The following is a 23,080-nucleotide window of genomic DNA, read 5'->3' as shown; positions in this document are numbered from 1 at the left end:
TTTTTGGCGGCGCATGCGCGCGGGAGGGGACGATCGTCCAAGTGTGCGTCATGCCGAAATAATTACAACTTCTTAACCAAACCCCCGTTTCCGGGCGGGCGCGCCGGGCGCCCTGCCGCTGCCGCCAACTTCCCGGCGCGCCCGCCCGGAAACAACCCTGGGGTCCAGGGGCCTTAGGCCCCTGGCAGGTCCAGGACAGCGTCCTGGTCCCCCCGAAGGGGCCGCCGGAGGCATCCCCTTCAGCGACCTCTCTCAGCCAGCTACTCAGCCAGCTACTGTGCGCGTCACGTCTTCCACGATGCGGCCGTCGTGCAGCTTGATGACGCGGTCGGCCTCGCGGGCCACCTCCTCGTCGTGGGTGACGACGACGATGGTCTTGCCGGTCTGGTGCACGGCGTGGAAGAGCTTCATTATTTCCACCGAGGTGGCGGAATCGAGCTGGCCGGTGGGCTCGTCGGCCAGGATGATGTCCGGCTCGTTGAGCAGGGCGCGGGCCATGGCCACGCGCTGCTGCTGGCCGCCGGACAGGCGCGAGGGCTTGAAGTCCATGCGGTCGGCCAGGCCCACGTCGTCGAGCAGTCGGGCGGCGCGTTCCCTGAGTTCGGCGTGGGGTCGGCCGGAGTAGAGGCCGGGCAGGGTGACGTTTTCCAGCGCCGTGGCGTAGGGGATGAGATAGAAGGACTGAAAGACGAAGCCCAGCGCGAGGTTGCGCAGATCGGACTGCTGGTCGTCGTCGAGGGTGGAGGTGTCGCGGCCGAGCAGGCGGCAGGTGCCTGCGGTGGGCCTGTCGAGCAGACCGATGATGTGCAGCAGGGTGGACTTGCCCGAGCCCGAGGTGCCTTGCAGGGCGATGAACTCGCCGCGCGGCACGTCAAGGGTGATGCCCTTGAGCACCTCGATGCCGGGGGCGTCGGGCGTGGGCTTGTTCTCGGCGCTCTGGAAGAACGTCTTGGTGATGGCGTCGAGGCTGATGGCCGGGTCCGGCATGCTAGTTGCCCTTTTTTTGCCCGGTCTTGGCCGCAGGCAGTACCAGCTGGGTGGCGACCACATCGCCCTCGCTGAGGCCCGAGAGCACCTCGCTGGTTTCGAGGCCGGCCAGGCCGAGTTCGGGTGTCACCTCGCGCGGGGGGCGCTTGGGGTCGTCCACCACGAAACAGACGCGGCGGCCGCCCACCCACTTGATGGCGGTGTTGGGCACAGCCAGGACGTCGTGGCGGGTTTCGACGACGATCTTGCACTGGGTGGTCATCTCCGGCCGCAGGAACTCGGCCTGCTCGGGCGTGACCAGCACCAGGGCGCGGTAGTAGACGATGTTGTCGCGGATCTCCGGCTCGGGGTAAATGACGTCCACTTCGCCCTCAAAGACGCGGTCGCGGTAGGCGTCCACGGTGTAGCGCACGGGCAGGCCGTGGGAGACGCGGCCCACGTCGGTCTCGTCGATGTATATCCACATCTCGAGGCGCGAGGGGTCGATGACGGTGATGAGGTTGGTGACGGAAAGGCCGGAGACGATGGTTTCGCCCTCCTGGGCGGCCACCTGGCTGACCACGCCGTCGATGGGGCTGAAGATACGGGTGTAGGAGAGCTGGACCTTGAGGGTCTCCAGCCTGGCCCGGGCCGAGGCTGCGGCATGACGGGCCATCTCGGTATCCTGAATGGCGATGTCCAGGGCGTCCTGGGCTTCGAGCTTCTGGCTGACCAGGGATTTCTTGCGGGGCAGGTTTGTCTCCAGGTAGCGGAGTCTGGCGGTCTGCTGGCGCAGGTTGGCCTCGGCCTCGGCGATCTGCGAGCGCAACTCGCGGCTGTCGATGGTGGCGATGAGGTCGCCCTTGCCGACTGCCTCGCCCACCTTGACGGCCACGGATTCGAGCACGCCCGTGGCCTGCGCCCCGATCTTGACCTGGGCACCCACCTGGGATTTGACGATGCCCGTGGCTTCGAGGATTCTGGAGACGTCGCCACGGCCCACGGTGGCGGTCCGGATGACCGTGATCTCCTCCCTGGCCGCGCCGCCGGTGAAGTACCATATGCCGCCGCCGGTGATCAGCGCGGCCACGAGGATGAATAGGAGCTTCTTCATTGGCCTTCCCTGTTTCCGGGCTTGTCCAGTTCCCGGCGCAGCACCTCGGTGAACTCCGGGATGGAACGCCGTGAGCGTTGCCTGATGATGTCACGAAACGTTGTCGCCTTGAAGGAAAATCCGCAATCCTCCCGCAGGGTGATGCCCTGATAGTAGAGGGACTTTGATGGATAACTCTTACACAGGGGCAAACGGTCTGCATAGCATGTGCAAAAATTATCCGCACCCAGGGAGGCGCAGCGGAACACGAGGCGGCCCGCGTCGTCGCGCTCGGTGATCTCGAAGCGCTCGTGGCCGGGCTCGTCCCGGCAGAGTCGGCGGAAAGCGTGCTCGGTCCTGAGCCAGCGCCCCCTGTCGCGCAGGAGGATGCCCTGGCAGCATTTGCCGCAGACGTGGCACTGGCCCACCACCCGCACCTCGCTGCGCAGGATGAGCGAGCGCAGGCGGCGCATGAGCCCGAGAAGCGCCTTCAGGCCGCCCAAGGTCAACCTCCGAGTTCGGCGATCCAGCCCCTGATGGGGGGCTCCATGATGGCCCGAATCTCCTTGAGCCGGTCCGCGGACTCGGCCTCGAAGCGCAGCACCAGCGCGCCCTGGGTGTTGGAGGCGCGGACCAGTCCCCAGCCGTCGCCGAACTCCACGCGCGCGCCGTCCATGTCTATGACGTCGTAGCGGGCCTTGAAGTGGGCCTGGGCCCGGGCCACCACCTCGAACTTGATGGCCTCGGGGCAGTCCATGCGGATTTCCGGGGTGTTGAAGACCGTGGGCCAGTCGGCCAGGAAGGCGGACAGGGGGCGCTCCGCCCGGCTGACGATGCCCGCCAGCTTGAGCGCGCCAAAGGTGGCGTCGTCAAAGCCGTGGTAGCCGTGGAAGAAGAACATGTGGCCCGACATCTCGCCGCCGATGGCCGCGCCGGTCTCGATCATCCGGTCCTTGACGATGGAGTGGCCGGTGACGCACATCTCTGCCGTGCCGCCGTGGGCCTCCACATCGCGAAAGAGGAGATGGCTGCACTTGACGTCGGCCACCACGCCCGCGCCGGGCAGCTCGCGCAGCAGGTCGCGGGCGTAGATGGCCAGGAGCTGGTCGCCGTACATGAGGCGGCCGGTCTCGTCCACGGCCCCGATGCGGTCGCCGTCGCCGTCGAGCCCCACGCCGAAGTCCGCGCCGAATTCCACCACCGCGGCCTTGAGGTCCTCCATGTTGGCCTCCACCACCGGGTCCGGGTGGTGGTTGGGGAACGATCCGTCGGGCGTGCAGTACAGGCGGACGACCTCGGCCCCGGCGGCTTCGAGGATGTCGGCGGTCAGGTCGCCGGAAGAACCGTTGCCGCCGTCCACCACCACCCGCACCGGCCGGGCCAGGGTCACGCGCGAGAGCAGATCCTCGGCATAGGTAGGAAGGATGTCGTGGACCGAGACCATGCCCGACCCCGTGGGAAAATCGCCCGCGGCCATGAGGTCGTGGATGGCCAGCACATCGTCGCCGTGGATGGTGGAGCGACCGCTCCAGACCTTGAACCCGTTGTATTCGCTGGGGTTGTGGCTGGCGGTGATCATGACCCCGGCGTCAAAGCCCAGGTGCCGGGCCGCGAAATAGAAGACCGGGGTCGAGACCTGGCCCAGGCAGAGCACGTCGAGCCCGGTGGCGGCCAGCCCCTGGGCCATGACCTGCTGGTAGCCGGGCGAGCTGGCCCGGCAGTCGTGCCCGAGCAGGGCGCGGGTTGCTCCGCGCCGGATGAAGAACGCGCCGCACGCACGGCCAAGCTCGCGCACCCAGGCCTCGTCAAAATCCTCATCCACGATGCCCCGGATGTCATAGGCCCGAAAAATACCCTTGTTGATTCGCAGCATGCGCCTCCCGATTCGTTTTGCCGCCGCTCCGCCCCTGCCTTCGAGGTGTTCCGGTTCGCCGACTCTTCTTGACCTTGTGCCGGATTGTGCCTATTCCTGCTCTATTATGAATTGGGATTGGGAAAAACTACAAAAACAACAACAGGGGCGCCCGGGCGGCAAGCCGCCGGGATTTGACGATTTTCAGCAGCACTTCCAGAAGTTCAAGAATTTCAAGGTGCCGGGATGGAAAATCGTCGTTCCTCTCATCATTGTCCTGTGGATCGCCTCGGGCTTCTACATCGTGGAGCCTGACGAGCTTGGCGTGGTCAAGCGCTTTGGCGAGTTCACCCGCATCACCACACCCGGGCCGAACTACCACATTCCGTTCCCGGTGGAAAGTGCCGTCACCCCCAAGGTCACGCAGATCCAGCGCCTTGAGTTCGGCTTCCGTTCCGTGCCCCGTGGCCTGTTGCAGAACGGCTTCCAGCAGGGCGTGTCTCGCGAGGTGCCCGAGGAAGCGCTGATGCTCACCGGCGACGAGAACATCGTCTCGGTGCAGTTCACGGTGCAGTTCCTGATCAAGGACCCGCGCGAGTTCCTCTTCAACGTGTCCTCGCCAGAGGCGACCATCGTTCACGTGGCCGAGTCGGCCATGCGCGAGATCATCGGCCGCTCCAAGATCGACGACGCCCTGACCACGGGCAAGCAGGACATCCAGGTGGAAACCCGCGACCTGATGCAGCAGATTCTCGACACCTACGAGGCGGGCATCAGCATCGTGGCCGTGCAGATGCAGAACGTGCATCCGCCCGACGAGGTGATCGAGGCCTTCAAGGACGTGGCCAGCGCCCGCGAGGATTCGGCCCGCTTTGTCAACGAGGCCGAGGCCTACGAGCGCGACATCCTGCCCAAGGCGCGCGGCGAGGCAGCCCGCATCACCAACGAGGCCCAGGCCTATACCGAAACCAAGGTCCGCCGCTCCCAGGGTGACGCCTCCCGCTTCCTGGCCGTGCTCACCGAGTACAACAAGGCCAAGGACATCACCCGCCGCCGTCTGTACCTGGAGACCGTGGAGTCCATCCTCCAGAACCCGGAGATCGAAAAGCTGATCATGGCCGACGACGCGCTCAAGAAATCCGTCCCCTACCTGCCGCTGGACAAGCTGCCCAGGCAGACGACACCAAGCCAGGCCAAGCAATAGGGGAGACGACAATGAAACCGATCACCATAGCACTCATAGCACTCATCGTCGTGGCAGCGCTGGGCCTGACCCAGGTCATCTTCACCGTGGACCAGACCGAGCGGGCCATCGTGCTCGAACTCGGCCGCCCCGTGGGCGACGAAGCCCTCGGCCCCGGCCTGCACTTCAAGATGCCCCTTGTCCAGAACGTGGTCTTCTTCGACTCGCGCATCCTGGATTTCGATGCCCGGCCCGAGGAGATCACCACTGCGGACAAGAAGTACATGAAGGTGGACTCCTACACCAAGTGGCGCATCTACGACCCGCTCACCTTCTACACCAAGGTGCGCAGCGTCCAGGGCGCACAGGCCAGGCTGGACGATATCATCCGCTCCCAGCTGCGCGTGGCCGTGGGCCGCTACACCCTGATCGAGGTGGTGTCCCACAAGCGCCTTGAAATCATGACCGCCGTGACCGAGCGCTCCCGCGAACTGCTGCACCCCTACGGCATCGAGGTGGTGGACGTGCGCATCAAGCGCACCGACCTGCCACCCGAGAACGCCCGGGCCATCTACGGTCGCATGAAGGCCGAACGCGAACGCCAGGCCCGCCAGTACCGCTCCGAAGGCCGCGAGGCGTCGGCCCGGATCATCGCCGAGGCGGACAAGCAGCGCTCCATCATCCTGGCCGACGCCGAGAAGCAGGCCGCCATAACCCGAGGCGAGGGCGACGCGCAGGCGACCGCAATCTACGCCGAGGCCCTGGGCAAGGCTCCAGAGTTCTACGACTTCATGCGCAGCCTCGAGGCCTACCGCAAGAGTTTCGGCGACAACACCCGCTTCATCATGACCCCGCAGAGCGACTTCCTGCGACACTTGCGCTGACCGGCCGCTCATCTGTACCATTCAAGGCGCGGCCCGCACATGCGGGCCGCGCCTTGCATAGCCTCTCCGAGGCCGAATATATACGACTTGACAAATCCGGGAGATTTTCCCAAGTTGGCTGGGAAATTTTCCACAACATGATATTGCGGCAGCAAAGACCAAAAAGCGCATTCTTCGGGGCAACCCGTCACGGTGCCCCGCGTGATCCAGAAAAATCATTCTCAAGGCGACGAAACCACGAGTATCCTCCTGGTTGACGGAGCACGAATCCGACAGTTACTGGCTATAACTTTATAGCCAAAGGCCAAAGGAGCCACCATGCCGAAGAAAAAGCGTCACTGCGACGAAGCACAATTGAAATGGTTCGAAGAAGCCCTGGAGCGCATCAAGAAGGCCACCGGGGCGCGCACCCAGGTGCAGCTGGCCGAGGTTCTGGACGTGCGCCAGTCGAGCATCTCGGACGCCAAGCGCCGCTGCTCCATCCCGGCCGACTGGTTTCTCAAGCTCTATCGCAGCCACGGGCTCGACCCGGACTGGCTGTCCGAGGGAGTGGAGCCGGTCTACATCAATGCCACCAAGGCCAAGATTCCGGCCGACACCCTGCTGCGCGAGACCCCGGCCCCCTACGGCCGCCTGAATTCGCGCGGCCGCGTGGTGCCCGTGTCCACCATGGCCGGGGCTGACAAGGAGAACGCCACCTGGGAGCCGAGCCCCATGGAGGAGTTGTCCGTGCCCGAGTCCTTCTGCCGCCCCAGGCTGCAGGTGGTCAAGGTCGATTCCTCGGCCATGGAGCCGGTTGTCGGCCGTGGCGCCTTCGTGGGTATCGACCGCGACCAGCGCGAGCACCCGGACGGCGACCTGTGTGCCGTGCACTTCCCCCACCAGGGGCTGACCATCCGCCGCGTGTTCATGCAGGGCGACACCTTCCTGCTCAAGGCGGACAATGACAAGTACACCGACCTGACCATCCCGGCGGCGGAAATGAACGACCGCACCATTGGCCGCGTCATCTGGGTGCTGCAGAACCTGGCCCCCATGTAGGGCAGGCGCACCGCGACGATACCGGGGCCGGGCGGGGATTTCCCGTCCGGCCGCGTTGCCGTTTCCGCCTTAACAGGCCGTTGAAAAAGTCCAAACATACAGGCTGTTCAAAAATGGTGAGATGCTAGGCGCGAAAAAAGTTCAAGACTGAAGCGTACTTCCTGTACGCGAGGGTTTGAACTTTTTGAAGCAACGACGCAGATCGCCGTTTTTCAACAGCCTGTTAATCCCGCGCCGCCCCTTGACGCGGCCATGCGGGCTTCATACTGTCGCGCTATGAACACCACAAACGACACCGCCCGCCAGACGCCGGTCACCGCCCCGGACATCCAGGCCCGCAAGGGCGCAGAAGACAAGATCTGCTGCATCACCGCCTATGACTACCCCTCGGCCCTCATCGCCGACTCGGCCGGGGTGGACATCATCTTGGTGGGCGACTCCCTGGCCATGGTGGTCCTCGGCCACGAGGACACCCTGTCCGTGACCGTGGACGAGATGGTCCACCACACCCTGGCCGCCAGCCGGGGCGTGTCGCGCGCCCTGCTCGTGGCCGACATGCCCTTCATGTCCTACTGCACGGTGGAGCGCGCCCTCGAGAACGCTGGCCGCCTCATGGCCCAGGGCCGGGCCAGGGCGGTCAAGCTCGAAGGTGGCGTCAGCGCGGCCCCGCAGATACGCGCCCTGACCAAGGCGGGCATCCCGGTCATGGGCCATGTGGGGCTGACCCCGCAGCACATCGCCCGGTTCGGCGGGTTCAAGGCCCAGGGCAAGTCGGCCGAGGCCGCCCGGGCGCTCATCGACGATGCCCAGGCCGTGGAAGAGGCAGGGGCCTTCAGCGTGGTCCTTGAGGCCATGCCCGTGGAATGCGCCCAGCTGATCACCGAGGCCGTGGACATCCCCACCATCGGCATCGGCGCGGGCACTGTCACCGACGGCCAGGTCCTGGTCTATCACGACGTGCTCGGCCTCTTCGACCGCTTCGTACCGAAATTCGTGCGCCGCTACGCCGAGCTTGGCGAGGCTTCGCGCCAGGCCCTGGCCCAGTATTGCGACGATGTGCGGCGCGGCCGCTTCCCCGGCGACAAGAACACCCTGTACATGCCGGATGACCAAGTGGCCCAGGTGCGCAGGATCAAGGTCAAGAAGAAGAAATAGATGCCATTCGACCTGTCGTGGCCCGTGCTCTGGCACGGGCTGCTCTGGCCGCTGATGCGGCTGACCTTCTTCATCAGCATCGGCCTGTTCGTGGGCAACCTCATCGAGTCGCTGCACTGGACCCGGCACGCCGCCAAACTGGCCGACCCCCTGGCCCGGCGCGCCCGGCTCAAGGACGTGTCCGCCGCCAGTTTCTCTATGGCCTTCTTCTCGGGCATCACGGCCAACACCATGCTCGCCGAGGCCCACGAAAAGGGAACCATCAGCGATCGCGAACTGATGCTCTCCAACCTCTTCAACAGTCTGCCCACCTATTTTCTGCACCTGCCCACGGTCTTCTTCATCGCCGCCCCGTTCATCGGCAGCACGGCCGCCGTGTATGTGGGGCTCACAGCCGGAGCCGCCGTGCTGCGCACCGCGTCCATCGTGGTGGCGGGCCGGTTCCTGCTCCCGCCCGTGCCCGAAGGGTGCGTGCCCTGCCGCCTGGACGAGGCCGAGGCCATGCGCGACAAGGGCTCGGCCCTGCGCAAGACCTGGCGGAGGTTCATCAAGCGGCTGCCCAGGGTGCTGTACATCACCGCGCCCATCTACGCGTCCTTCTTCCTGCTCAAGCAGGCCGGGCTCTTTGCCTGGCTCGAAGGGCTCATGGCCGGGCAGGTGGGGCTCTTCTCCTTCCTGCCCCCGGAGGCGCTGACCATCGTGGTCTTCCACATGGCGGCCGAGTTCACCGCCGGGCTGGCCGTGGCCAGCGCCCTGATCAGCGACGCCGGGCTGACCCAGTCCCAGGTGGTGCTGGCCCTCATGCTGGGCAACATCCTCTCCACACCCATGCGCGCCTTCCGCCACCAGTTCCCCTACTATGCGGGCATCTTCAAGCCGCGCATGGCATTCAAGCTCATCGCCTGCAATCAGGCCCTGCGCGCGGCCAGCCTCATCCTGATGGCCACGCTCTACGCCCTCCTGGTCGCCTGACCCGCAGCCCACCCGACTCCCCCAAGCCAAACAGGCGCAACGTTCGGCAACTCCCGTCGCCCGGACCCGGACCGCGTGGTGCAACATTGCGCCACCCGGCTTGCACATTTGTGCAAACTGTACGCCAGTTGCACATGCAACAAATTGTAACAATTTGGAATTGTTGTTTAAAATTTTGGCACGAGTCATGCTCATTGAAAGGCATGCATGATGTCGCAACCTTCCTCTTCATCCTCTTGATGGCCCTTCTGTTGAAGCGGACCCTCCTCTCGACCCGGGACACCTCCTCCTCGATCCGGGCCGAGCGGGATGACGTGGACACGGTCCTGCCTCCGGCCCCTGCCCCTGTCCAGGCGTCTCGCCAACCCAGGGCCGGACGGACACGGCCCGGCCACGGGAAGCGCTGATCCCCTCAAAGCCAGACACCACCATACCCCTCCTCATGGTGAAACCAAGACCCCGAAGAGCCGCGCAAGCGGCTCTTCCCCTTTGTTGCCCCCCGAAGACATGCGGCTGTCCGGCGTGCGCACCGGCCGCCGCCTCGCGCACCGGGCTGCCACTTCGCGCACCGGCGCCGCCTCGCGCAGAGAACGGGAGCAGCGCCCCTGGCCCAAATGTGCAGGCATACACACAACTCGCGCGCAGAAAACTGCACATTGCACAGACGTTGCAGCAGCAACAAATCTCAACCATCTGTAATACAACAATTAACACGAATGGCACGGCACATGCTAACAGGAAGGCATGCACGACGCAGCAACGTTCACTCTCATCATCCTGACCGCCGCGTTGTTGTGGCGGTCCCTCCTCTCCTCCCCGGATGCCCCCCCCGGCATCCGGGCAGGCGAGGGAGAGAAGACAGGCTTCATGACTCCGGTTCCGGCGGTCGCACGGGTGAAAAGCCCCCACTTTGCCCAGTGGCCACAGGCCGGACCCGGACGTTTTTGAGCATATACCACACCTCCTTGAACGCAGACTTGAACCTCAATCCTCCTCATCAGTGAACCCCCAACAGAAAAGGGCCGCGCAAGCGGCCCTTTTCCCGGAGTATTGACAAATCACTCTGGCAGGCTGCCGAAAAAGGTTCGAGTGCTAGGCGCGAAAAAAAGGCAAGGCCGACGCGTATGGAAAATACGCGAGGGTTTGCCTTTTTTGAAGCAACAACGCAATCGGGCCTTTATCGGCAGACTGAGAAAAGGGCCGCGCAAGCGGCCCTTTTCCCTGGCACCTCCGGGCAGTTGCCGGATCGCCGAAAGGTCTTTCCGAGCGGCTATTTGCCGCCCGTGGTCTCGCGGATGAAGGCCGAACCCGACGTAAGCGAGCGGATGTGGCGCTGCAACACCAGCTCCACCTCGCGCCGACTCTCGGCCGCATACACGATCTTCTCCACGCCGTTGCGTTCAATCACCAGTTCAAACATATCCTCACCCTTCCTTACATGCTTGCGTCATCGGACCCGGTCCGCGCGACCGGTTCCGCCGAGGCCGAGCCCGCCGGAACGGCATCTGCCGAACCCGCAGCCAGAGCCCCTCTGCCGCCGAAATCGGCGGAGACCACCTTTTGTCTGGCCGGGGCAGCGCCCCCGCTCATGCTCACACTCCCCTCGATGACCGCGCCGCGCTCCACGGCGAGCACCGGGGTGCTCAGGCTTCCGTTGAGCACCGAAGTCGCCTCAAGCACGGTGTGCTCCTTGACCACCACATCGCCGTCGATACGGCCGCAGGAGTTCAGCCGCCCCACCCGGACAGTGCCCATGATGTGCGCCTTGCGGCCAAGGACCAGATCGCCCTCAGTGGATATCTCGCCCTCGAATCGCCCGTCGATGCGCACGGTGCCCACAAAGTCGAGCTTGCCGCGATATTCGGTGCCAACGCCCAGAAATGCATTGAGTTCAGTGCTGTCGGTCTTCTTTTTCGAGAACAGGCCCATGGTGTCACCTCGCAGGTGTTCGGGGACGCGGCGCGTCCCCCGTGAGCCGATCATATCGGCGCTAACCGGTCTCTTCTATACCCTCGCCCCGACCCAAAGGCCACATCTTTTTCACGGCCAAACCCTTGTCCCGCCGCCTGTGGCCGGGCTCCAGGCCTCCCGGCGCATCAGCCAAGACGCCCCACCCCGCGCCCACGCGGCCACGGACGCACCCCCAGGAACCGGCGCAGCCAGTAAATCAGACCACCCCCCGCGAGCATGACCGCGTCTCGAATCATGGCCTTGGTCACCTCGCCTAGACCTTCCTGCGGCGGCGGCGTGATCCCGGGTGGAAGCCCGGACGGGCCGAAGCAGCCGCAATCCACATCAAGCCCCAGGTGCATGGCCCAGGCCAGCACCCCCATGAACACCAACAACTGTGCCACAATCAGCCCCAAGGCGCCCCGGATGTCGAAAATCAGTCCGGCTCCGGCGGCCACCTCCACCACGGGCAGCACCCGGGCCAGCGTCTTGGCCGCGTCCCAGCTCACCAGCCCGTACCCATCGATGGCCGCGGCAAAGAGCATGGGTTCCAGCATCTTGAGCACGCCCGCATAGACGAAGGCACCACCAAGCCCGAACCTGAGCGCGAAATACGCCGCCTTAAAAACCATCTGTCTGGTCATGGATTGCCGCCTCTCCTTCGCCCCCGGGGCGAATCGGTTATACGGGCAAACCGTTGCAAGGGCAAATCCCGGAGCCGCGGCAGGGCCGCAAGCCGGACAACAACCGGCCGCAACTTCGTGCAACCGGATGCAATCCCTTGTGGACGCAATCAGGGGCCACCCCAGGGTCACGATATTCTCTAGAAAATATCAAGAATTTCAACCACAACGGCGTTTGGATATAAAAATTCTGTGAAATTAGGTGGATAAGTTCACATTTTTCTTGAGATGAAGGGATTTTTTCTGTACTCCAATGAAAAACAACAAGACACTGCGCAAGGGGGAGAGAACCATGAGCGGCAAGAAGGTGTTGTCTGTTGCGGAGATCGCGCGCGAGTTGGAGCTGCCCGAGTCCACGGTCCACTACTGGAAGAACCGGTTTGCCCAGCATCTGCCCAGCGTGGGGCGCGGGCGGCAGAAGCGGTTCCGGCCCGAGGCCGTCGAGGTGTTCGGCACCATATCGCGCCTGCTCAAGGAGGGGCACACGGCCCGCGATGTCATGGACCAGCTCTCCCATTCCTTCCCGCTCCAGGCCGACGCCATGCCCGAGGGCGCGTCCCTGCCCCCGGCCATGACCGGCATGGCCATGGAACCGGCCATGAAGATGGCCGCGGCCATCGGCCTTGAGATCGCCCGGAGTGTGGGCGAGGGCATCCGCAGCGTGCTGGCCGGAGGTGAGTCCGGTGCCAGCGGGGCCGACGTGGCCGAGGTCCGCCAGGGCCTGGAAGACGCGGCCCGGCGCATCACCACCCAGATGGAGGAGACCCACCAGCTCAAGACCGAGAACGAGTTGCTCAAGGAAAAGCTCAAGATCATGGAGGCCGAGATGGTCCGCCTGCGCAAGGACCGCCGCGAGATGGAAAAGTACCTCCTTGACAAGATCCGTTCCGTGACTACCTAACCCCGCGTGACGCGGGATTCTTCTCCCGGTCCACCCCCATACCATTTTCGCGTCGCCGCCCGGGCCGTGCGCCCGGCGGTGGGGCGCGCATCGTATCTATTCGGAGGACAATCGCATGGGCAAAAAAACCACCCACAAGTTCAAGGCCGAGGTCAGCCAGCTCCTCGACATCCTGGTCCACTCCCTCTACACCAACAAGGAAATCTTCCTGCGCGAACTCATCTCCAATGCCTCTGACGCCTTGGAGAAGGTCCGGTTCATGACCACGGCCGAGGGCGGCCAGGACGACACTGTGCTCGAAATCCGCATCGAGGCGGACAAGGACGCCAAGACCATCACCATCACCGACACCGGCGTGGGCATGACCCGCGACGAGTTGATGAAGAACATCGGCACCATCGCCCACTCAGGCACGGCCGAGCTGACCCGCATGGCCCAGGAGGGCAAGGATTCCCTCGACTCCCTCATCGGCCGCTTCGGCGTGGGCTTCTACTCGGTCTACATGGTGGCCGACGAGGTGGAGGTGACCACCCGCTCCATGGAGCCGGACGCCTCCCCGGTGGTCTGGTCCTCGGACGGCAGGAACGACTACAAGCTCCAGGAACTCGACGGGGACGATTCCATGGCCCGGGGCACGCGCATCGTGGTCCGGCTCAAGGACGATCTGGCGGGCCAGTTCACCAACGTGGCCCACCTCAAGTCCATCATCAACAAGCACTCGAACTTCATCAACTTCCCCATCCATGTGGGCGGCGAGCGGGTCAACACGGTCACCGCCCTGTGGCGCGAGCCCAAGTTCCAGATCACCAGCGAGCAGTACGGCGAGTTCTACAAGTTCCTGACCTACGACTCCGAAGACCCGCTCGACACCCTGCACATCTCTGTGGACGCGCCCGTGCAGTTCAACGCCCTGATGTTCACGCCCAGGACTGGCGGCGATCCCTTTGGCATGAACCGCGAGAACCGGGGGCTTGATCTCTATGTCCGCCGCGTGCTCATCGAGAAGCAGAACAAAAACCTGCTGCCCGAGTACCTCGGCTTCATCAAGGGCGTGGTCGATACCGAGGACCTGCCCCTGAACATCTCGCGCGAGACCTTGCAGGACAACATCCTGATCCGCAAGATCAGCTCCACCCTGGTCAAGCAGGTGCTCGACCACCTGGAGAAGATGGCCAAGGACGACGCGGACCGCTACGCCGAATTCTGGCGCGCCCACGGCATCCTCTTCAAGGCCGGGTACATGGACTTCCTGAACAAGGACAAGTTCGCCCGGCTGGTGCGCTTCAACTCCTCCACGAGCGACGATGCCAAGGGGCTGGCCTCGTTCGCCGACTACCTGTCCCGGGCCCGGGAAGGGCAGAAGGAAATCTACTACGCCTATGGCCCCAGCCGCGAGGCGCTGGGCCTCTCCCCGCACCTTGAGGTCTTCCGCAAGAAGGGGCTTGAGGTGCTCTACCTCTTCGAACCCATCGACGAGTTCGTCATGGACGCCCTGCGCGACTTTGACGGCCACCCCCTGGTGGCCGCCGAGCACGCGGACATGGCCACCCTCGACACCTTCGAGACCCTGGAGCAGGACGAAAAGGCCGCGCCCCTGAGCGATGGCCAGAAGACGACCCTGGACGGCCTGCTGGCCCGCATCAAGGACGTGCTGGGCGAGGCCGTGACCGAGGTCAAGGTGTCGCGGCGGCTCTCGGGCTCGCCCGTGTGCCTGGCCAACCCGGACGGCAACGTGACCAGCTCCATGGACAAGATCATGCGCGTCATCAGCAAGGACACCTCCATCCCCAGGAAGGTGCTGGAGGTGAACCCGGACCACGCCCTGGTGCGCAACATGCTGACCATATTCGAGAAGGACGCCAACGACCCGTTCATCGAGCAGGCCGCCAACCAGCTCTTCGAGTCCGCCCTGCTGCTCGAAGGCTACCTGACCGACCCCCACGCCCTGGTGGGCCGGGTCCAGGACCTGCTGACCAAATCGAGCGGCTGGTACGTGGACTCGAAGAAATAGCCCAGGCAACGCCCGGACACACCAAGGCCCCCCGGCTCGATGCAGCCCGGCGGGGCCTTTTTGTTTGCGCGTCGTCCCCTCAAGAAATAACGCATCAGCGACCACCCCCCCTATTGACGAAATTGGAAATATGGCATATGGCGATGAGAACTAGTAACTCTTTCCCGGGGTGGGTATGAAAAAAGCAATAGGTATCGCACTGTGTGTCATGGTTCTGGCCTTTGCCGGAATCGCGTCGGCTGGGGACGGAGGATTCTACGGATCGATCAAGGCGGGCGGCTCCTTCCTTGACGCGACCAAATCCTCATCCACAAACTCCACGGCCACCGGAGCCAGCTCCAAATTCAAGACCGACTCTTCTTTTGCCGTGGGCGGTGCCGTGGGCTACAACTGGATGGATTACGATGTGCCGGTCCGCACCGAGCTTGAATACATGTACCGCGGAGACTTCAAGTACCGGTACACTGACAGCAACTCGACCCTGACCGACAAGATCGACCTGCACACCCTGATGCTCAACGGGTACTGGGACTTCTACAACTCCACAGACTTCACCCCGTACATCAACGGCGGCGTGGGCATTGCCTGGGTCGAGGAGAAGTTCAGCACCGGCACCATCACCGATGCCCTCACCTCACCCGGCAGCAAGACCTCGACCAACTTCGCCTTCAACCTCGGCGCGGGTGTGGGCTGGAGCATGACCGATTCCATCCTCCTTGACCTCGCCTACCGCTACAACTACTTCGGCAACGGCAAGAGCGTCACGGCCACAGGCACGACCAAGACCGTGACGAGCAAGGTCAAGAACATCGGCACACACGACGTTCTCGTCGGTTTGCGCTACCAGTTCTAGACAACAGACCCACGAAAAGCTCCCAAGGCCCCGCCCTTTCGGCGGGGCCTTTTTCGTGGCCGGGCCGGGCCTTCTTGTCCAAAGGGGCCGGGACTGATAGGAAGGGGCAGACGCAACACCCCATCGCCCGGAAGGTCGCCATGCTCAAAGACACCCCATACACCCTGGACAGCGTGGTCCGCATGCTGCTCGGCGCGGCCTTTCTCGTCGGCCTCGTCTGGATGCTCGGCTACCTCTCGGGCGTGCTCATCCCCTTTGTGGTGGCCCTGCTCCTGGCCTATCTGCTCAACCCGCTGACCAGCCGGGTGGAGCGCGCCGTGCGCAACCGCTGGCTGGCCGTGGCCATCACCGTGATCGGGCTGGCCGCCTGCGCCACCGGCGTGGTCTGGCTCATCTCCCCGCTGGTGGCCGCGGAATTCGCCCACATGGGCCGGGTGCTGGCCGATCTGGCTGGCAACGCCGCCCTGGCGCGGCGCGCCCGGGAATATCTGCCTGATGATGTCTGGGTCTGGCTGCGCACCCTGGCCGGCGACGAGGACGTGCGCGCCCTCTTCACCGGCGATGGGGCCATGGATGCCCTGCGCAGGCTGGCCGGGACCATCCTGCCCGGGGTCAGGGGCGTGCTCTTCCGCACCCTGGACCTCTTCGCCTGGGTCCTGGGCCTGGGGGTGGTCCTGCTCTATGTGATCTTTCTGCTGGCCGATTACGGCAGGATCAGGCAGCGCTGGCAGGAGTACCTGCCCGAGCGCTACCGGGCCGGGGCCGTGGCCTTCATGAACGAGTTCGAGCGGACCATGAGCCTGTATTTCAGGGGTCAGCTGATCATCGCCCTGCTGGTGGGGGCGCTGCTCTCGGCCGGGTTCGTCATCATCGGCCTGCCCATGGCCGTGATGCTCGGCATGTTCATCGGCATCCTCAACATCGCGCCGTATCTGGGCACCCTGGGCATCGCGCCCGCCGTGCTCCTGGCCGGCCTCTCGTCGCTGGAGGCGGGCCAGCCCCCGTGGATCGGCATCGTCATGGTGCTCATCGTCTTCGCCGTGGTCCAGGCCATCCAGGAGATCATCCTCATCCCGAGAATCCAGGGCGAGAACCTGGGCCTCTCGCCCTGGCTCATCCTGCTTTCGCTCTCCATCTGGGGCAAGCTGCTCGGCTTCCTCGGCCTGCTCATCGCCCTGCCCACCACCTGCCTGTGCCTCTCCTACTACCGCCGCATGCTGGCCGGACGCCGTCCCCTGGACGACGCAAAGGGCAAGCCCGACGAGGCGCCCGCCGACACGGAATAGGCGCATCGCCAATCCGGGCCGACCCGACCCCGGCCATGTGGAAGATTCCTGCTACGGACGGCGCATGGCTGCGGTGAGCACGCCCGCGCCGATGAGGGCCGAGCCGCCCACGCGGTTGACCAGGGTCATGGCCCGGGGGCTGGACACGGCGCGGCGCGCGCGCACGGCCAGCAGGGCGTAGAGGGCGGCGTTGACCACGGCAAGAAGCACGAAGGTGGTGCCCAGCAGCAGCGCCTGGGGCAGCATGGGCGCGACCGGGGAGATGAACTGCGGCACAAAGGCGCAGAAAAAGGCGATGGACTTGGGGTTGGTGGCCGTGACCACAAAGGCGCGCAGGCAGTTGGCCCGGCCGCTCGTGCCCGGCATCCGGGCCAGTGACGCGCCCAGGTCCGGTCTGGCCCGCCATGTTCTTACTCCCAGATACACGAGGTAGGCCGCCCCAAGCCACTTGAGGAGGGTGAACAGCGTGGCCGATGCGGCCATGAGCGCCCCGAGCCCGGCCAGGGACGCGCCCATGGCCGCCATGTCGCCAAGGCCCACGCCCAGGGCCAGGGGCAGGGCCGCGCGCCGCCCCTGGGTCAGGGAGCAGCTGACCACCAGCATGATGGTGGGGCCGGGAATGATCAGGACCACGATGGTGGCCAGCAGATAGGCGGCGTAGGCTTCGATGCTCATGGCGTTCCTCGGGGGCTCGGGCTGGCCCGGGCCGCAGTCGCAGGATGCGAAGGGCCGTGGCCACGACGCTTCACTCAACGCCCGCAAGGCCGTCATGTCAAGCCGGAATCACTGCTGCGGCGCGCCTTGCGCAGACGCATCCCCTGCCTCGCCGTCCGGGCAGGCTTCGCCGGAGTCGGCGTGCACCCCCCTTGGCTCGTGCTCGAAGGGGAGCATGCAGTAGAACTCGTTGCCGCGCCCATCGTGGCGATAGCCCACGCTGCCGCCGTGCAGCTCCACCACCTGACGCACGAAATAGAGCCCGCGGCCGGTGCCGCTCTCGGTGGCCACGTTGTCGGCCCGGAACCCGGGCTTGAACACGGTCATGGGGTCGTTCAGGCGCAGGGGCGGGCCGGTGGTGATGATCCACAGCCGGATGGCCGGGCGGCCCGGGCCGTAGTAGTCCTTGAGCAGCTGCCAGCCGTAGGAGAGGAACTTGCCCTGTCCGGCACCGGGCAGGGACGCGGACTCCGTGTACTTGACCGCGTTGGAAAGGAAGTTGGCAAAGACCTGGGCGATGAGGCCCCGGTCCATGATCATGCGCACCTCCTGGTCCGGCGCGCCGCCAAGCTGGTAGCCGATCTGCACGCCGCGGTCCTCCAGGGCCTGCCGGTAGCGCTCCAGCTGCGGCTCCAGCACCCCGGTGCGCAGGTCCACCTCGCGCTTTTCGAGCACGTAGCGGCCCTCCTCGAAATGGCGGCGGCGCAGCAGTGTCTCAAGGAACATGGAGGTGGTCTCGTAGTGGCGGTAGATCTCCTGATACTGGGCCTCGATGGCCGAGGCCGTGCGGGCCAGCCGCTCGCCCTGGCGCACGCACTCGTCGTCCGCGCAGTGAGCCATGAGCGAGAGCACCCCCTCGGTGGTCACGTGCAGTTCCTCGATCTGCCGCTTGAGCCGGTTGAAATAGAGCTTGAAGTACATGTTGGGCACAATGACGTTGTGCCCGATGTCCTGGACCATGGACTTGATGAAGCGCAGGTGCTCGCGGTTTCGCGAGCGGATGATGCGCTGGTGCAGTTGGTAGCCCACGCGGTTGACGTATTTTTCGAGGAACAGGCAATCATGCCCATGGGTGTTCAGGCAGGGGTGGAAGACAAAGGAGCCGAGGATGTTGTGTGGCGGCTGGAAGGGGAGCATGTCCGCGAAGTGGGGGTTGCACTGGATGGGGATGTGCAGGCGGCCGCCGGTGAGCACCACGTGGCGCGTCAGCTCGTGATCCCAGGTGCGCACCGGCTCAAAGGCGCTGCGGTCCGTGGAGCAGTCGGCCAGGACAAAGGTCTCCTCGTCCTCCAGCAGGTAGATGGAGCTCTCAAGCCCGAAGAGCACCTTGGGAATCATCATGCACACGGCGTAGAACATGTCCCGCCCGCGCACCTCCTGGGCCAGCTCGAAGAAGATGTTCAGGGCGCGCACCTGACGCAGGGAGAAGTCGTACCCCTCGTAGTCGTCGAGCTTCTCCTCGATGCGCCTGACCATGTACTCGAACCGCTCCTCGTCGGAGTCGAAGTCGAGCTTGGTCTTGGCCTCCTCGCGCCGGGGATCGTCGGCGACGCTCATGCGCCCTCCCTGCCTGCCGGGCAGCGGTCCGGTGCGGACCATGCCCCAAGATTGCTGACAATATACAGTCTGAGCACCGCAATGACAAGCAAAGCGAAAAATTTCCTGAAGGAAATCACAAAAAACGCTTGCGCAGGAAGTAGACGAGCATGCCCCCGGCCACGCCCCCCATGATCGCCAGGGAGTAATAATACCCATAGCGCCACGAAAGCTCGGGCATGTGCTCGAAGTTCATGCCGTAGACCCCGGCGATGAAGGTGAGCGGGATGAAGATGGTGGCGATGACCGTGAGAAACTGCATGGCCCGGTTGGTGCGCATGGAGATGAGCGAGACCTGGTAGTCGATCATGGACTTGAGGATGTCGTGCAGCGAGGTGGCGGCGTCCACGGCCTGCTCGTGGTGCCCGGCCGCGTCGCGCAGGAAGGGCAGCACCGGCTCGGGCAGGTCCGCGTCCTCGCCCAGCAGGGCCTTGAATATCTCGCGCATGGGCACCAGCTGGTTGCGCAGCAGGATCACCTCGCGCTTGAGGGTGTAGAGCTGGCCGAGCAGCTCGTCGGTGGTGCGCCCCTCAAGCCGCGCCTCCAACCCCTCTGCCAGCTCGCCGAACCGGGTCAGGGCGGCCATGTTGCAGTCCACCAGCACGTCGAGGATGGCGCACATGAGATAGGCCCCACCCTCGGTGCGCAGCCGCCCCTTGCCCTTGCGGATGCGGGCGAGCACGCCGTCGAGCAGGTCGTCCTCGCGCTCCAGGAACACGGCCACCAGATTGTCGCGCCAGAACAGGCTGACCTGCTCGCTGACCAGCCCCCCGTCCGCCTCGGTCAGGTTCTTGAGCACGATGAAGGCGGTCTCGTCGTCGGCCCAGGCGAATTTGGCCCGCTGGCCCGCGTTCATCACATCCTCCAGGGCCAGGGCCGGGAAGCCCAGATCAGCGCCCACGCGGCGGATGGTCTCCACATCGTGGATGCCCACCACCACGACGAGGTTGACTCGATCCGGCGCCAGGACGACGGGCTCGCCAAGGTCCAGCCGCCGCTCGTCGAGTCCGTCGCGCGAGTAGGCGCAAACCTCGATGAACGGGGTGAAGTCGCGCCCCTCGCCCGCATAGATCAGGGAGCCGGGCGCGCTGTCGTGCTTGACGCGCATCCAGCGCAGCGAATCGAACATGGGGGCCTCACTTGATTTGTCATGGCGATGGGTTCCTGCTATCAGAATATACCGACGAAACCACCAATGTCCACGCGGGAGTTTTCATGGATGCGTTGATCCGCCAGATTCTGGACAATCCCCAGCTGGTCAAGGTGGCCCACACCCTGGCCCTGGCCCTCATTCTGCTCGTGCTGGCCCGCATGGCGCGCTCCTTTGCCGCCCGCCAGGGCAGGCCCGTGGCCGAGACGCCCCACGCCATCAAGTACGCGGCCATGCTCGTCTTCGTCATCGGGCTGGTCATCATCTGGTTCGAGGGGTTGAGCCCGGTCTTCGCGGCCCTGACCATCGTGGCCGCGGCCCTGACCATCGTGTCCAAGGAGTTCATCCTCAACTTCCTCGGCTCCTTTGTCATCTTCTGGCGCGAGCTTTTCGCCATCGGCGACCGGGTCCAGGTGGGCGACAACTCGGGCGATGTCATCGCCAAGGGCGTGCTCTATTTCACCCTGCTCGAATCCGGCGGCTGCGGCACCACGGGCCACAGCACGGGCAAGCTGGTCAAGGTGCCAAACGCCCAGGTTCTGACCCTGCCCGTGGTCAACCACACGCGCGGCGCGGGCTACCTCTGGAACGAGCTGCGACTGACACTGACCCCGGCCAGCGACTGGCAGCGGGCGCGCACCATCCTGCTGGACGCGGCCGAGGGATACCGCGAGTCCCAGGCCATGGACCTCGAAAAGATCCGCGCCGCCTTTGAGCGCCGCTCGGTCTATTTCCGCGAGATGTCGCCCCGGGTCTACGTCACCGTGGCCTCGGGCGGCATCCGCCTGACCCTGCGCTACCTCTGCCGCACCCGCCTGATGCGCGAGAGCGAGGACTTCATCACCACCCGTTTCCTCGCCCACCTCACCCCGGGCGAAATGGAGCTGGCGGCCATGCAGGTGGAGTAGGGCTTAGCGCTTGAGCCGATCGATGAGGGCGGCCACGCCCATGGTCGTCAGGAACCAGCCCATGAGAATGTGGAAGACCTGATACCCGCCAAGCAGGGAGCCGACCGACCACGCCACGCGGCTATCCGGCACCCACCGGCTCTTCTGCTCCAGATCAACCAGAGGCAGGAAGGTATCCAGCGAATAGACCAGTGGCTGGAACCGGGGACACTCCTGCGCCCCGGCCAGGGCCGGAACCATGGCCCCTTGCCCGCCCCCCCAGCCAAACAGCAGCCAACCCACAGCCACCATGCCCAGCGCGATGTACAAAAGCCGCTGCGGACGGTAGCCGTAGCCAACGCACTTCCCAAGGAACCAATGCCAGAAATGACGCCCCCAATTGTGCTTGGGGAGCCGGTCCGTCTCTGCCTTGAATCTGTCGGGAAGCAGTCGTTCAGCCGCGTCGATCCGCTCGTCCCCCTGGGCTTTGAGGAACTCCGCCATATACGTTTTCCTCCGTTTCAGAGGACTGCGATGCCTGTAGAACCATAGCAGCTTGTCATTCTTGGCGATGAGCACCTTCCTGGCCTGGCTGCCAAACCCGTTTCGCGCATACACCGCCGCCAACTGCTCATAGGGTTGGGGGCGATATTCGTCGTCCGGTTGGAGATCGAGCCAAGCGAGGCGCTCGGCAACGTTCTTGGTGGCTTCGTCATGGATCGCCTCATAGGTGAATCCGTTAACACACAAATTGCCTTTGGCGGGCCACCCGTCTTTTGTGTCACAAAGACCACCAACAACTGTACCACCTAAAGAAAGAAATCCGCCCGATCTCCAACTATTGTTTTTTAACTCAAGCCCTTTGTCGAGCTTTGCGACATCAGCAACAATGCGCCCCGCTACGAGCAGCTCACGCAAAAAAACAACTCCAACCACGCTAATTCCTTCTAAATTAAGAGCAGTTCCTTCTTCATTTATGAGCACACCATCCGAGCATATCAAGTCTCCACCAATGGAAGAGCGCAATAACCGAACTTCACCAATTGCCACAAAGTCGCTATCGAAATAGAGGTTCCCTGCGATATGCATTCCATCTCCAGTCAATGCATGGTCCCCTTCATTACAAAACACTGCACCGGAACATTGCATGCACTCGCCGATGGAAGCGCCTAACAATCGCAATTCTCCGTGGGCGGCAAATCCATCATCCAAAAATAATCCTCCTGATATCTGCATCCGATCTCCAATTAGGAGAGTTATGCGTGAACCTGACAGACTCAACACTCCCAAGGAAGCATCCAATAAGATGATTGTCCTCAACAAATGGCACCTGATTAATCCAAACTGCCACGGAAACCGCGCAAACGAGGCATCCAGCTTCCCCGTCAAACGCGCCCCTTTTACTGTCGCCCCCCGGTGGGTAATCAACTCGCCCGCCTTTCTGTCCGTCAGCAGCCAGGCCACGCACTCGGCGCGCAGTTCGGGCAGGTCGGCGGTGGAGGGATCGATGTTCTCCCATTTCTCATGGAACACCGCCACTCCGGTCTTCTGAATCTCCGAGAATAGCTTCTCCTCAACCTCCGTCAGGTCGTCAAACCGCTCTTTTGCCAGTACCAGTAGGGTCATGGTCTTGCTCGTCTCGTTTCTTGTTTCCCGAAATGTCGATTCCCCGGAGCTTTCGCCTTCCATCCGATATGCAACATCGCATGCAAAAAGGGAAGCCCGCCCCCGGGCAAGCGCATCTTCAATTCACTGGATAGGAATTCGATGCGTTTGCCCTGCTCTTTTTCTCCCGACGCGCTCCTGTTCACCAGAGGCATAGACGGAAGAGTTTCGTCCCTTCGGGCCGACTTCCTTTTGGACCGGAGCGCCCAAAAGGAAGCAAAAGTCGCTCTTTAAGACG

21 protein-coding genes are annotated in these 23,080 nt (G+C 64.1%); 10 read left to right on the top strand and 11 right to left on the bottom strand.

Annotated elements, in window-relative coordinates; translation table 11 throughout:
• Positions 1 to 264: 264 nt before the first annotated feature.
• The 4 genes from QQS14_RS14480 to QQS14_RS14465 are packed head-to-tail and all read right to left on the bottom strand — an operon-like array spanning position 265 to position 3,932.
• Entirely contained in the window at positions 265 to 987 is a 723-nt protein-coding gene (locus QQS14_RS14480) for an ABC transporter ATP-binding protein (RefSeq protein ID WP_285907727.1), read from the bottom strand.
• Position 988: 1 nt separating this feature from the next.
• Positions 989 to 2,080, bottom strand: coding sequence for an efflux RND transporter periplasmic adaptor subunit (locus tag QQS14_RS14475; RefSeq protein ID WP_285907726.1), 1,092 nt, complete (start codon positions 2,078 to 2,080; stop codon positions 989 to 991).
• Entirely contained in the window at positions 2,077 to 2,562 is a 486-nt protein-coding gene (locus QQS14_RS14470) for a YkgJ family cysteine cluster protein (RefSeq protein ID WP_285907725.1), read from the bottom strand. Before QQS14_RS14470 ends, QQS14_RS14475 begins: the two co-directional genes overlap by 4 nt.
• Positions 2,563 to 2,564: 2 nt before the next feature.
• Positions 2,565 to 3,932 carry a phosphomannomutase/phosphoglucomutase gene (locus tag QQS14_RS14465; RefSeq protein ID WP_285907724.1) on the bottom strand — a complete coding sequence of 456 codons (1,368 nt, stop codon included), beginning with the start codon at positions 3,930 to 3,932 and terminating at the stop codon, positions 2,565 to 2,567.
• A 106-nt stretch (positions 3,933 to 4,038) separates the two neighbouring features.
• Between QQS14_RS14465 and hflK the strand changes: the two genes are divergently transcribed.
• The 5 genes from hflK (at position 4,039) to QQS14_RS14440 (ending at position 9,146) form a co-directional block, all read left to right on the top strand.
• Complete coding sequence (gene hflK / locus QQS14_RS14460) at positions 4,039 to 5,115, top strand: FtsH protease activity modulator HflK (protein ID WP_285907723.1); 1,077 nt, start codon at positions 4,039 to 4,041, stop codon at positions 5,113 to 5,115.
• Positions 5,116 to 5,126: 11 nt separating this feature from the next.
• Positions 5,127 to 5,978: a protease modulator HflC gene (hflC, locus tag QQS14_RS14455; protein ID WP_285907722.1), complete on the top strand. Its 852-nt coding sequence runs from the start codon at positions 5,127 to 5,129 to the stop codon at positions 5,976 to 5,978.
• Between the two features lie 318 nt (positions 5,979 to 6,296).
• The gene (locus QQS14_RS14450; RefSeq protein WP_285907721.1) at positions 6,297 to 7,019 is read left to right on the top strand and encodes a LexA family transcriptional regulator; all 723 of its coding nucleotides are present in this window, start codon (positions 6,297 to 6,299) and stop codon (positions 7,017 to 7,019) included.
• Between the two features lie 276 nt (positions 7,020 to 7,295).
• On the top strand, positions 7,296 to 8,174 hold the full coding sequence (gene panB, locus QQS14_RS14445; RefSeq protein WP_285907720.1) for a 3-methyl-2-oxobutanoate hydroxymethyltransferase: 879 nt from the start codon (positions 7,296 to 7,298) through the stop codon (positions 8,172 to 8,174).
• On the top strand, positions 8,175 to 9,146 hold the full coding sequence (locus QQS14_RS14440) for a hypothetical protein (RefSeq protein WP_285907719.1): 972 nt from the start codon (positions 8,175 to 8,177) through the stop codon (positions 9,144 to 9,146).
• Positions 9,147 to 10,416: 1,270 nt separating this feature from the next.
• Here QQS14_RS14440 and QQS14_RS14435 read toward each other — a convergent pair.
• The 3 genes from QQS14_RS14435 to QQS14_RS14425 form a co-directional block, all read right to left on the bottom strand.
• Positions 10,417 to 10,566 carry a hypothetical protein gene (locus QQS14_RS14435; protein ID WP_285907718.1) on the bottom strand — a complete coding sequence of 50 codons (150 nt, stop codon included), beginning with the start codon at positions 10,564 to 10,566 and terminating at the stop codon, positions 10,417 to 10,419.
• Between the two features lie 14 nt (positions 10,567 to 10,580).
• Positions 10,581 to 11,075: a bactofilin family protein gene (locus tag QQS14_RS14430; protein WP_285907717.1), complete on the bottom strand. Its 495-nt coding sequence runs from the start codon at positions 11,073 to 11,075 to the stop codon at positions 10,581 to 10,583.
• Between the two features lie 167 nt (positions 11,076 to 11,242).
• On the bottom strand, positions 11,243 to 11,740 hold the full coding sequence (locus tag QQS14_RS14425; RefSeq protein ID WP_285907716.1) for a MauE/DoxX family redox-associated membrane protein: 498 nt from the start codon (positions 11,738 to 11,740) through the stop codon (positions 11,243 to 11,245).
• Between the two features lie 331 nt (positions 11,741 to 12,071).
• On the opposite strand from QQS14_RS14425, the gene QQS14_RS14420 reads away from it, so the two are divergent.
• The 4 genes from QQS14_RS14420 (at position 12,072) to QQS14_RS14405 (ending at position 16,830) form a co-directional block, all read left to right on the top strand.
• Positions 12,072 to 12,680, top strand: a complete 609-nt coding sequence (locus tag QQS14_RS14420) for a MerR family transcriptional regulator (RefSeq protein WP_285907715.1) — start codon at positions 12,072 to 12,074, stop codon at positions 12,678 to 12,680.
• 115 nt (positions 12,681 to 12,795) lie between these two features.
• Positions 12,796 to 14,691: a molecular chaperone HtpG gene (gene htpG, locus QQS14_RS14415; protein WP_285907714.1), complete on the top strand. Its 1,896-nt coding sequence runs from the start codon at positions 12,796 to 12,798 to the stop codon at positions 14,689 to 14,691.
• A gap of 175 nt (positions 14,692 to 14,866) precedes the next feature.
• Entirely contained in the window at positions 14,867 to 15,544 is a 678-nt protein-coding gene (locus QQS14_RS14410; protein WP_285907713.1) for an outer membrane protein, read from the top strand.
• A gap of 140 nt (positions 15,545 to 15,684) precedes the next feature.
• Complete coding sequence (locus QQS14_RS14405; RefSeq protein ID WP_285907712.1) at positions 15,685 to 16,830, top strand: AI-2E family transporter; 1,146 nt, start codon at positions 15,685 to 15,687, stop codon at positions 16,828 to 16,830.
• 51 nt (positions 16,831 to 16,881) lie between these two features.
• Here QQS14_RS14405 and QQS14_RS14400 read toward each other — a convergent pair whose 3' ends face one another.
• The 3 genes from QQS14_RS14400 to corA all read right to left on the bottom strand — a co-directional run bounded on the left by QQS14_RS14400 (position 16,882) and on the right by corA (position 20,269).
• Positions 16,882 to 17,505: a LysE family translocator gene (locus QQS14_RS14400; protein ID WP_285907711.1), complete on the bottom strand. Its 624-nt coding sequence runs from the start codon at positions 17,503 to 17,505 to the stop codon at positions 16,882 to 16,884.
• Positions 17,506 to 17,613: 108 nt separating this feature from the next.
• Positions 17,614 to 19,101 carry a sensor histidine kinase gene (locus QQS14_RS14395; protein ID WP_285907710.1) on the bottom strand — a complete coding sequence of 496 codons (1,488 nt, stop codon included), beginning with the start codon at positions 19,099 to 19,101 and terminating at the stop codon, positions 17,614 to 17,616.
• A gap of 115 nt (positions 19,102 to 19,216) precedes the next feature.
• Positions 19,217 to 20,269 (bottom strand): magnesium/cobalt transporter CorA, encoded by a 1,053-nt coding sequence (corA, locus tag QQS14_RS14390; RefSeq protein ID WP_285907709.1) that lies wholly within the window; start codon positions 20,267 to 20,269, stop codon positions 19,217 to 19,219.
• An 86-nt stretch (positions 20,270 to 20,355) separates the two neighbouring features.
• Here corA and QQS14_RS14385 point away from each other — a divergent pair, with 86 nt between their 5' ends.
• Positions 20,356 to 21,198 (top strand): mechanosensitive ion channel family protein, encoded by an 843-nt coding sequence (locus QQS14_RS14385; RefSeq protein ID WP_285907708.1) that lies wholly within the window; start codon positions 20,356 to 20,358, stop codon positions 21,196 to 21,198.
• A 3-nt stretch (positions 21,199 to 21,201) separates the two neighbouring features.
• Here the strand turns inward: QQS14_RS14385 and QQS14_RS14380 are convergent, their stop codons facing one another.
• The gene (locus QQS14_RS14380; protein WP_285907707.1) at positions 21,202 to 22,803 is read right to left on the bottom strand and encodes a bactofilin family protein; all 1,602 of its coding nucleotides are present in this window, start codon (positions 22,801 to 22,803) and stop codon (positions 21,202 to 21,204) included.
• Positions 22,804 to 23,080: the final 277 nt, after the last annotated feature.

The sequence above is a fragment of the Pseudodesulfovibrio pelocollis genome (assembly GCF_030282845.1).
GTDB classification, from domain to species: domain Bacteria; phylum Desulfobacterota; class Desulfovibrionia; order Desulfovibrionales; family Desulfovibrionaceae; genus Pseudodesulfovibrio; species Pseudodesulfovibrio pelocollis.
Note: the sequence above shows the minus strand (reverse complement) of the source record. Positions and strands in the feature narration are given on the sequence as shown.

Coding starts and splice junctions, on each gene's coding strand:
- QQS14_RS14430 (WP_285907717.1), bottom strand. CDS start 11,075: ATGGGCCTGTTCTCGAAAAAGAAGACCGACAGCACTGAACTCAATGCA.
- hflK (WP_285907723.1), top strand. CDS start 4,039: ATGAATTGGGATTGGGAAAAACTACAAAAACAACAACAGGGGCGCCCG.
- QQS14_RS14395 (WP_285907710.1), bottom strand. CDS start 19,101: ATGAGCGTCGCCGACGATCCCCGGCGCGAGGAGGCCAAGACCAAGCTC.
- QQS14_RS14425 (WP_285907716.1), bottom strand. CDS start 11,740: ATGACCAGACAGATGGTTTTTAAGGCGGCGTATTTCGCGCTCAGGTTC.
- QQS14_RS14405 (WP_285907712.1), top strand. CDS start 15,685: ATGCTCAAAGACACCCCATACACCCTGGACAGCGTGGTCCGCATGCTG.
- QQS14_RS14475 (WP_285907726.1), bottom strand. CDS start 2,080: ATGAAGAAGCTCCTATTCATCCTCGTGGCCGCGCTGATCACCGGCGGC.
- QQS14_RS14400 (WP_285907711.1), bottom strand. CDS start 17,505: ATGAGCATCGAAGCCTACGCCGCCTATCTGCTGGCCACCATCGTGGTC.
- htpG (WP_285907714.1), top strand. CDS start 12,796: ATGGGCAAAAAAACCACCCACAAGTTCAAGGCCGAGGTCAGCCAGCTC.
- QQS14_RS14450 (WP_285907721.1), top strand. CDS start 6,297: ATGCCGAAGAAAAAGCGTCACTGCGACGAAGCACAATTGAAATGGTTC.
- QQS14_RS14435 (WP_285907718.1), bottom strand. CDS start 10,566: ATGTTTGAACTGGTGATTGAACGCAACGGCGTGGAGAAGATCGTGTAT.
- QQS14_RS14380 (WP_285907707.1), bottom strand. CDS start 22,803: ATGACCCTACTGGTACTGGCAAAAGAGCGGTTTGACGACCTGACGGAG.
- QQS14_RS14410 (WP_285907713.1), top strand. CDS start 14,867: ATGAAAAAAGCAATAGGTATCGCACTGTGTGTCATGGTTCTGGCCTTT.
- QQS14_RS14440 (WP_285907719.1), top strand. CDS start 8,175: ATGCCATTCGACCTGTCGTGGCCCGTGCTCTGGCACGGGCTGCTCTGG.
- QQS14_RS14420 (WP_285907715.1), top strand. CDS start 12,072: ATGAGCGGCAAGAAGGTGTTGTCTGTTGCGGAGATCGCGCGCGAGTTG.
- QQS14_RS14385 (WP_285907708.1), top strand. CDS start 20,356: ATGGATGCGTTGATCCGCCAGATTCTGGACAATCCCCAGCTGGTCAAG.
- corA (WP_285907709.1), bottom strand. CDS start 20,269: ATGTTCGATTCGCTGCGCTGGATGCGCGTCAAGCACGACAGCGCGCCC.
- QQS14_RS14480 (WP_285907727.1), bottom strand. CDS start 987: ATGCCGGACCCGGCCATCAGCCTCGACGCCATCACCAAGACGTTCTTC.
- panB (WP_285907720.1), top strand. CDS start 7,296: ATGAACACCACAAACGACACCGCCCGCCAGACGCCGGTCACCGCCCCG.
- QQS14_RS14465 (WP_285907724.1), bottom strand. CDS start 3,932: ATGCTGCGAATCAACAAGGGTATTTTTCGGGCCTATGACATCCGGGGC.
- hflC (WP_285907722.1), top strand. CDS start 5,127: ATGAAACCGATCACCATAGCACTCATAGCACTCATCGTCGTGGCAGCG.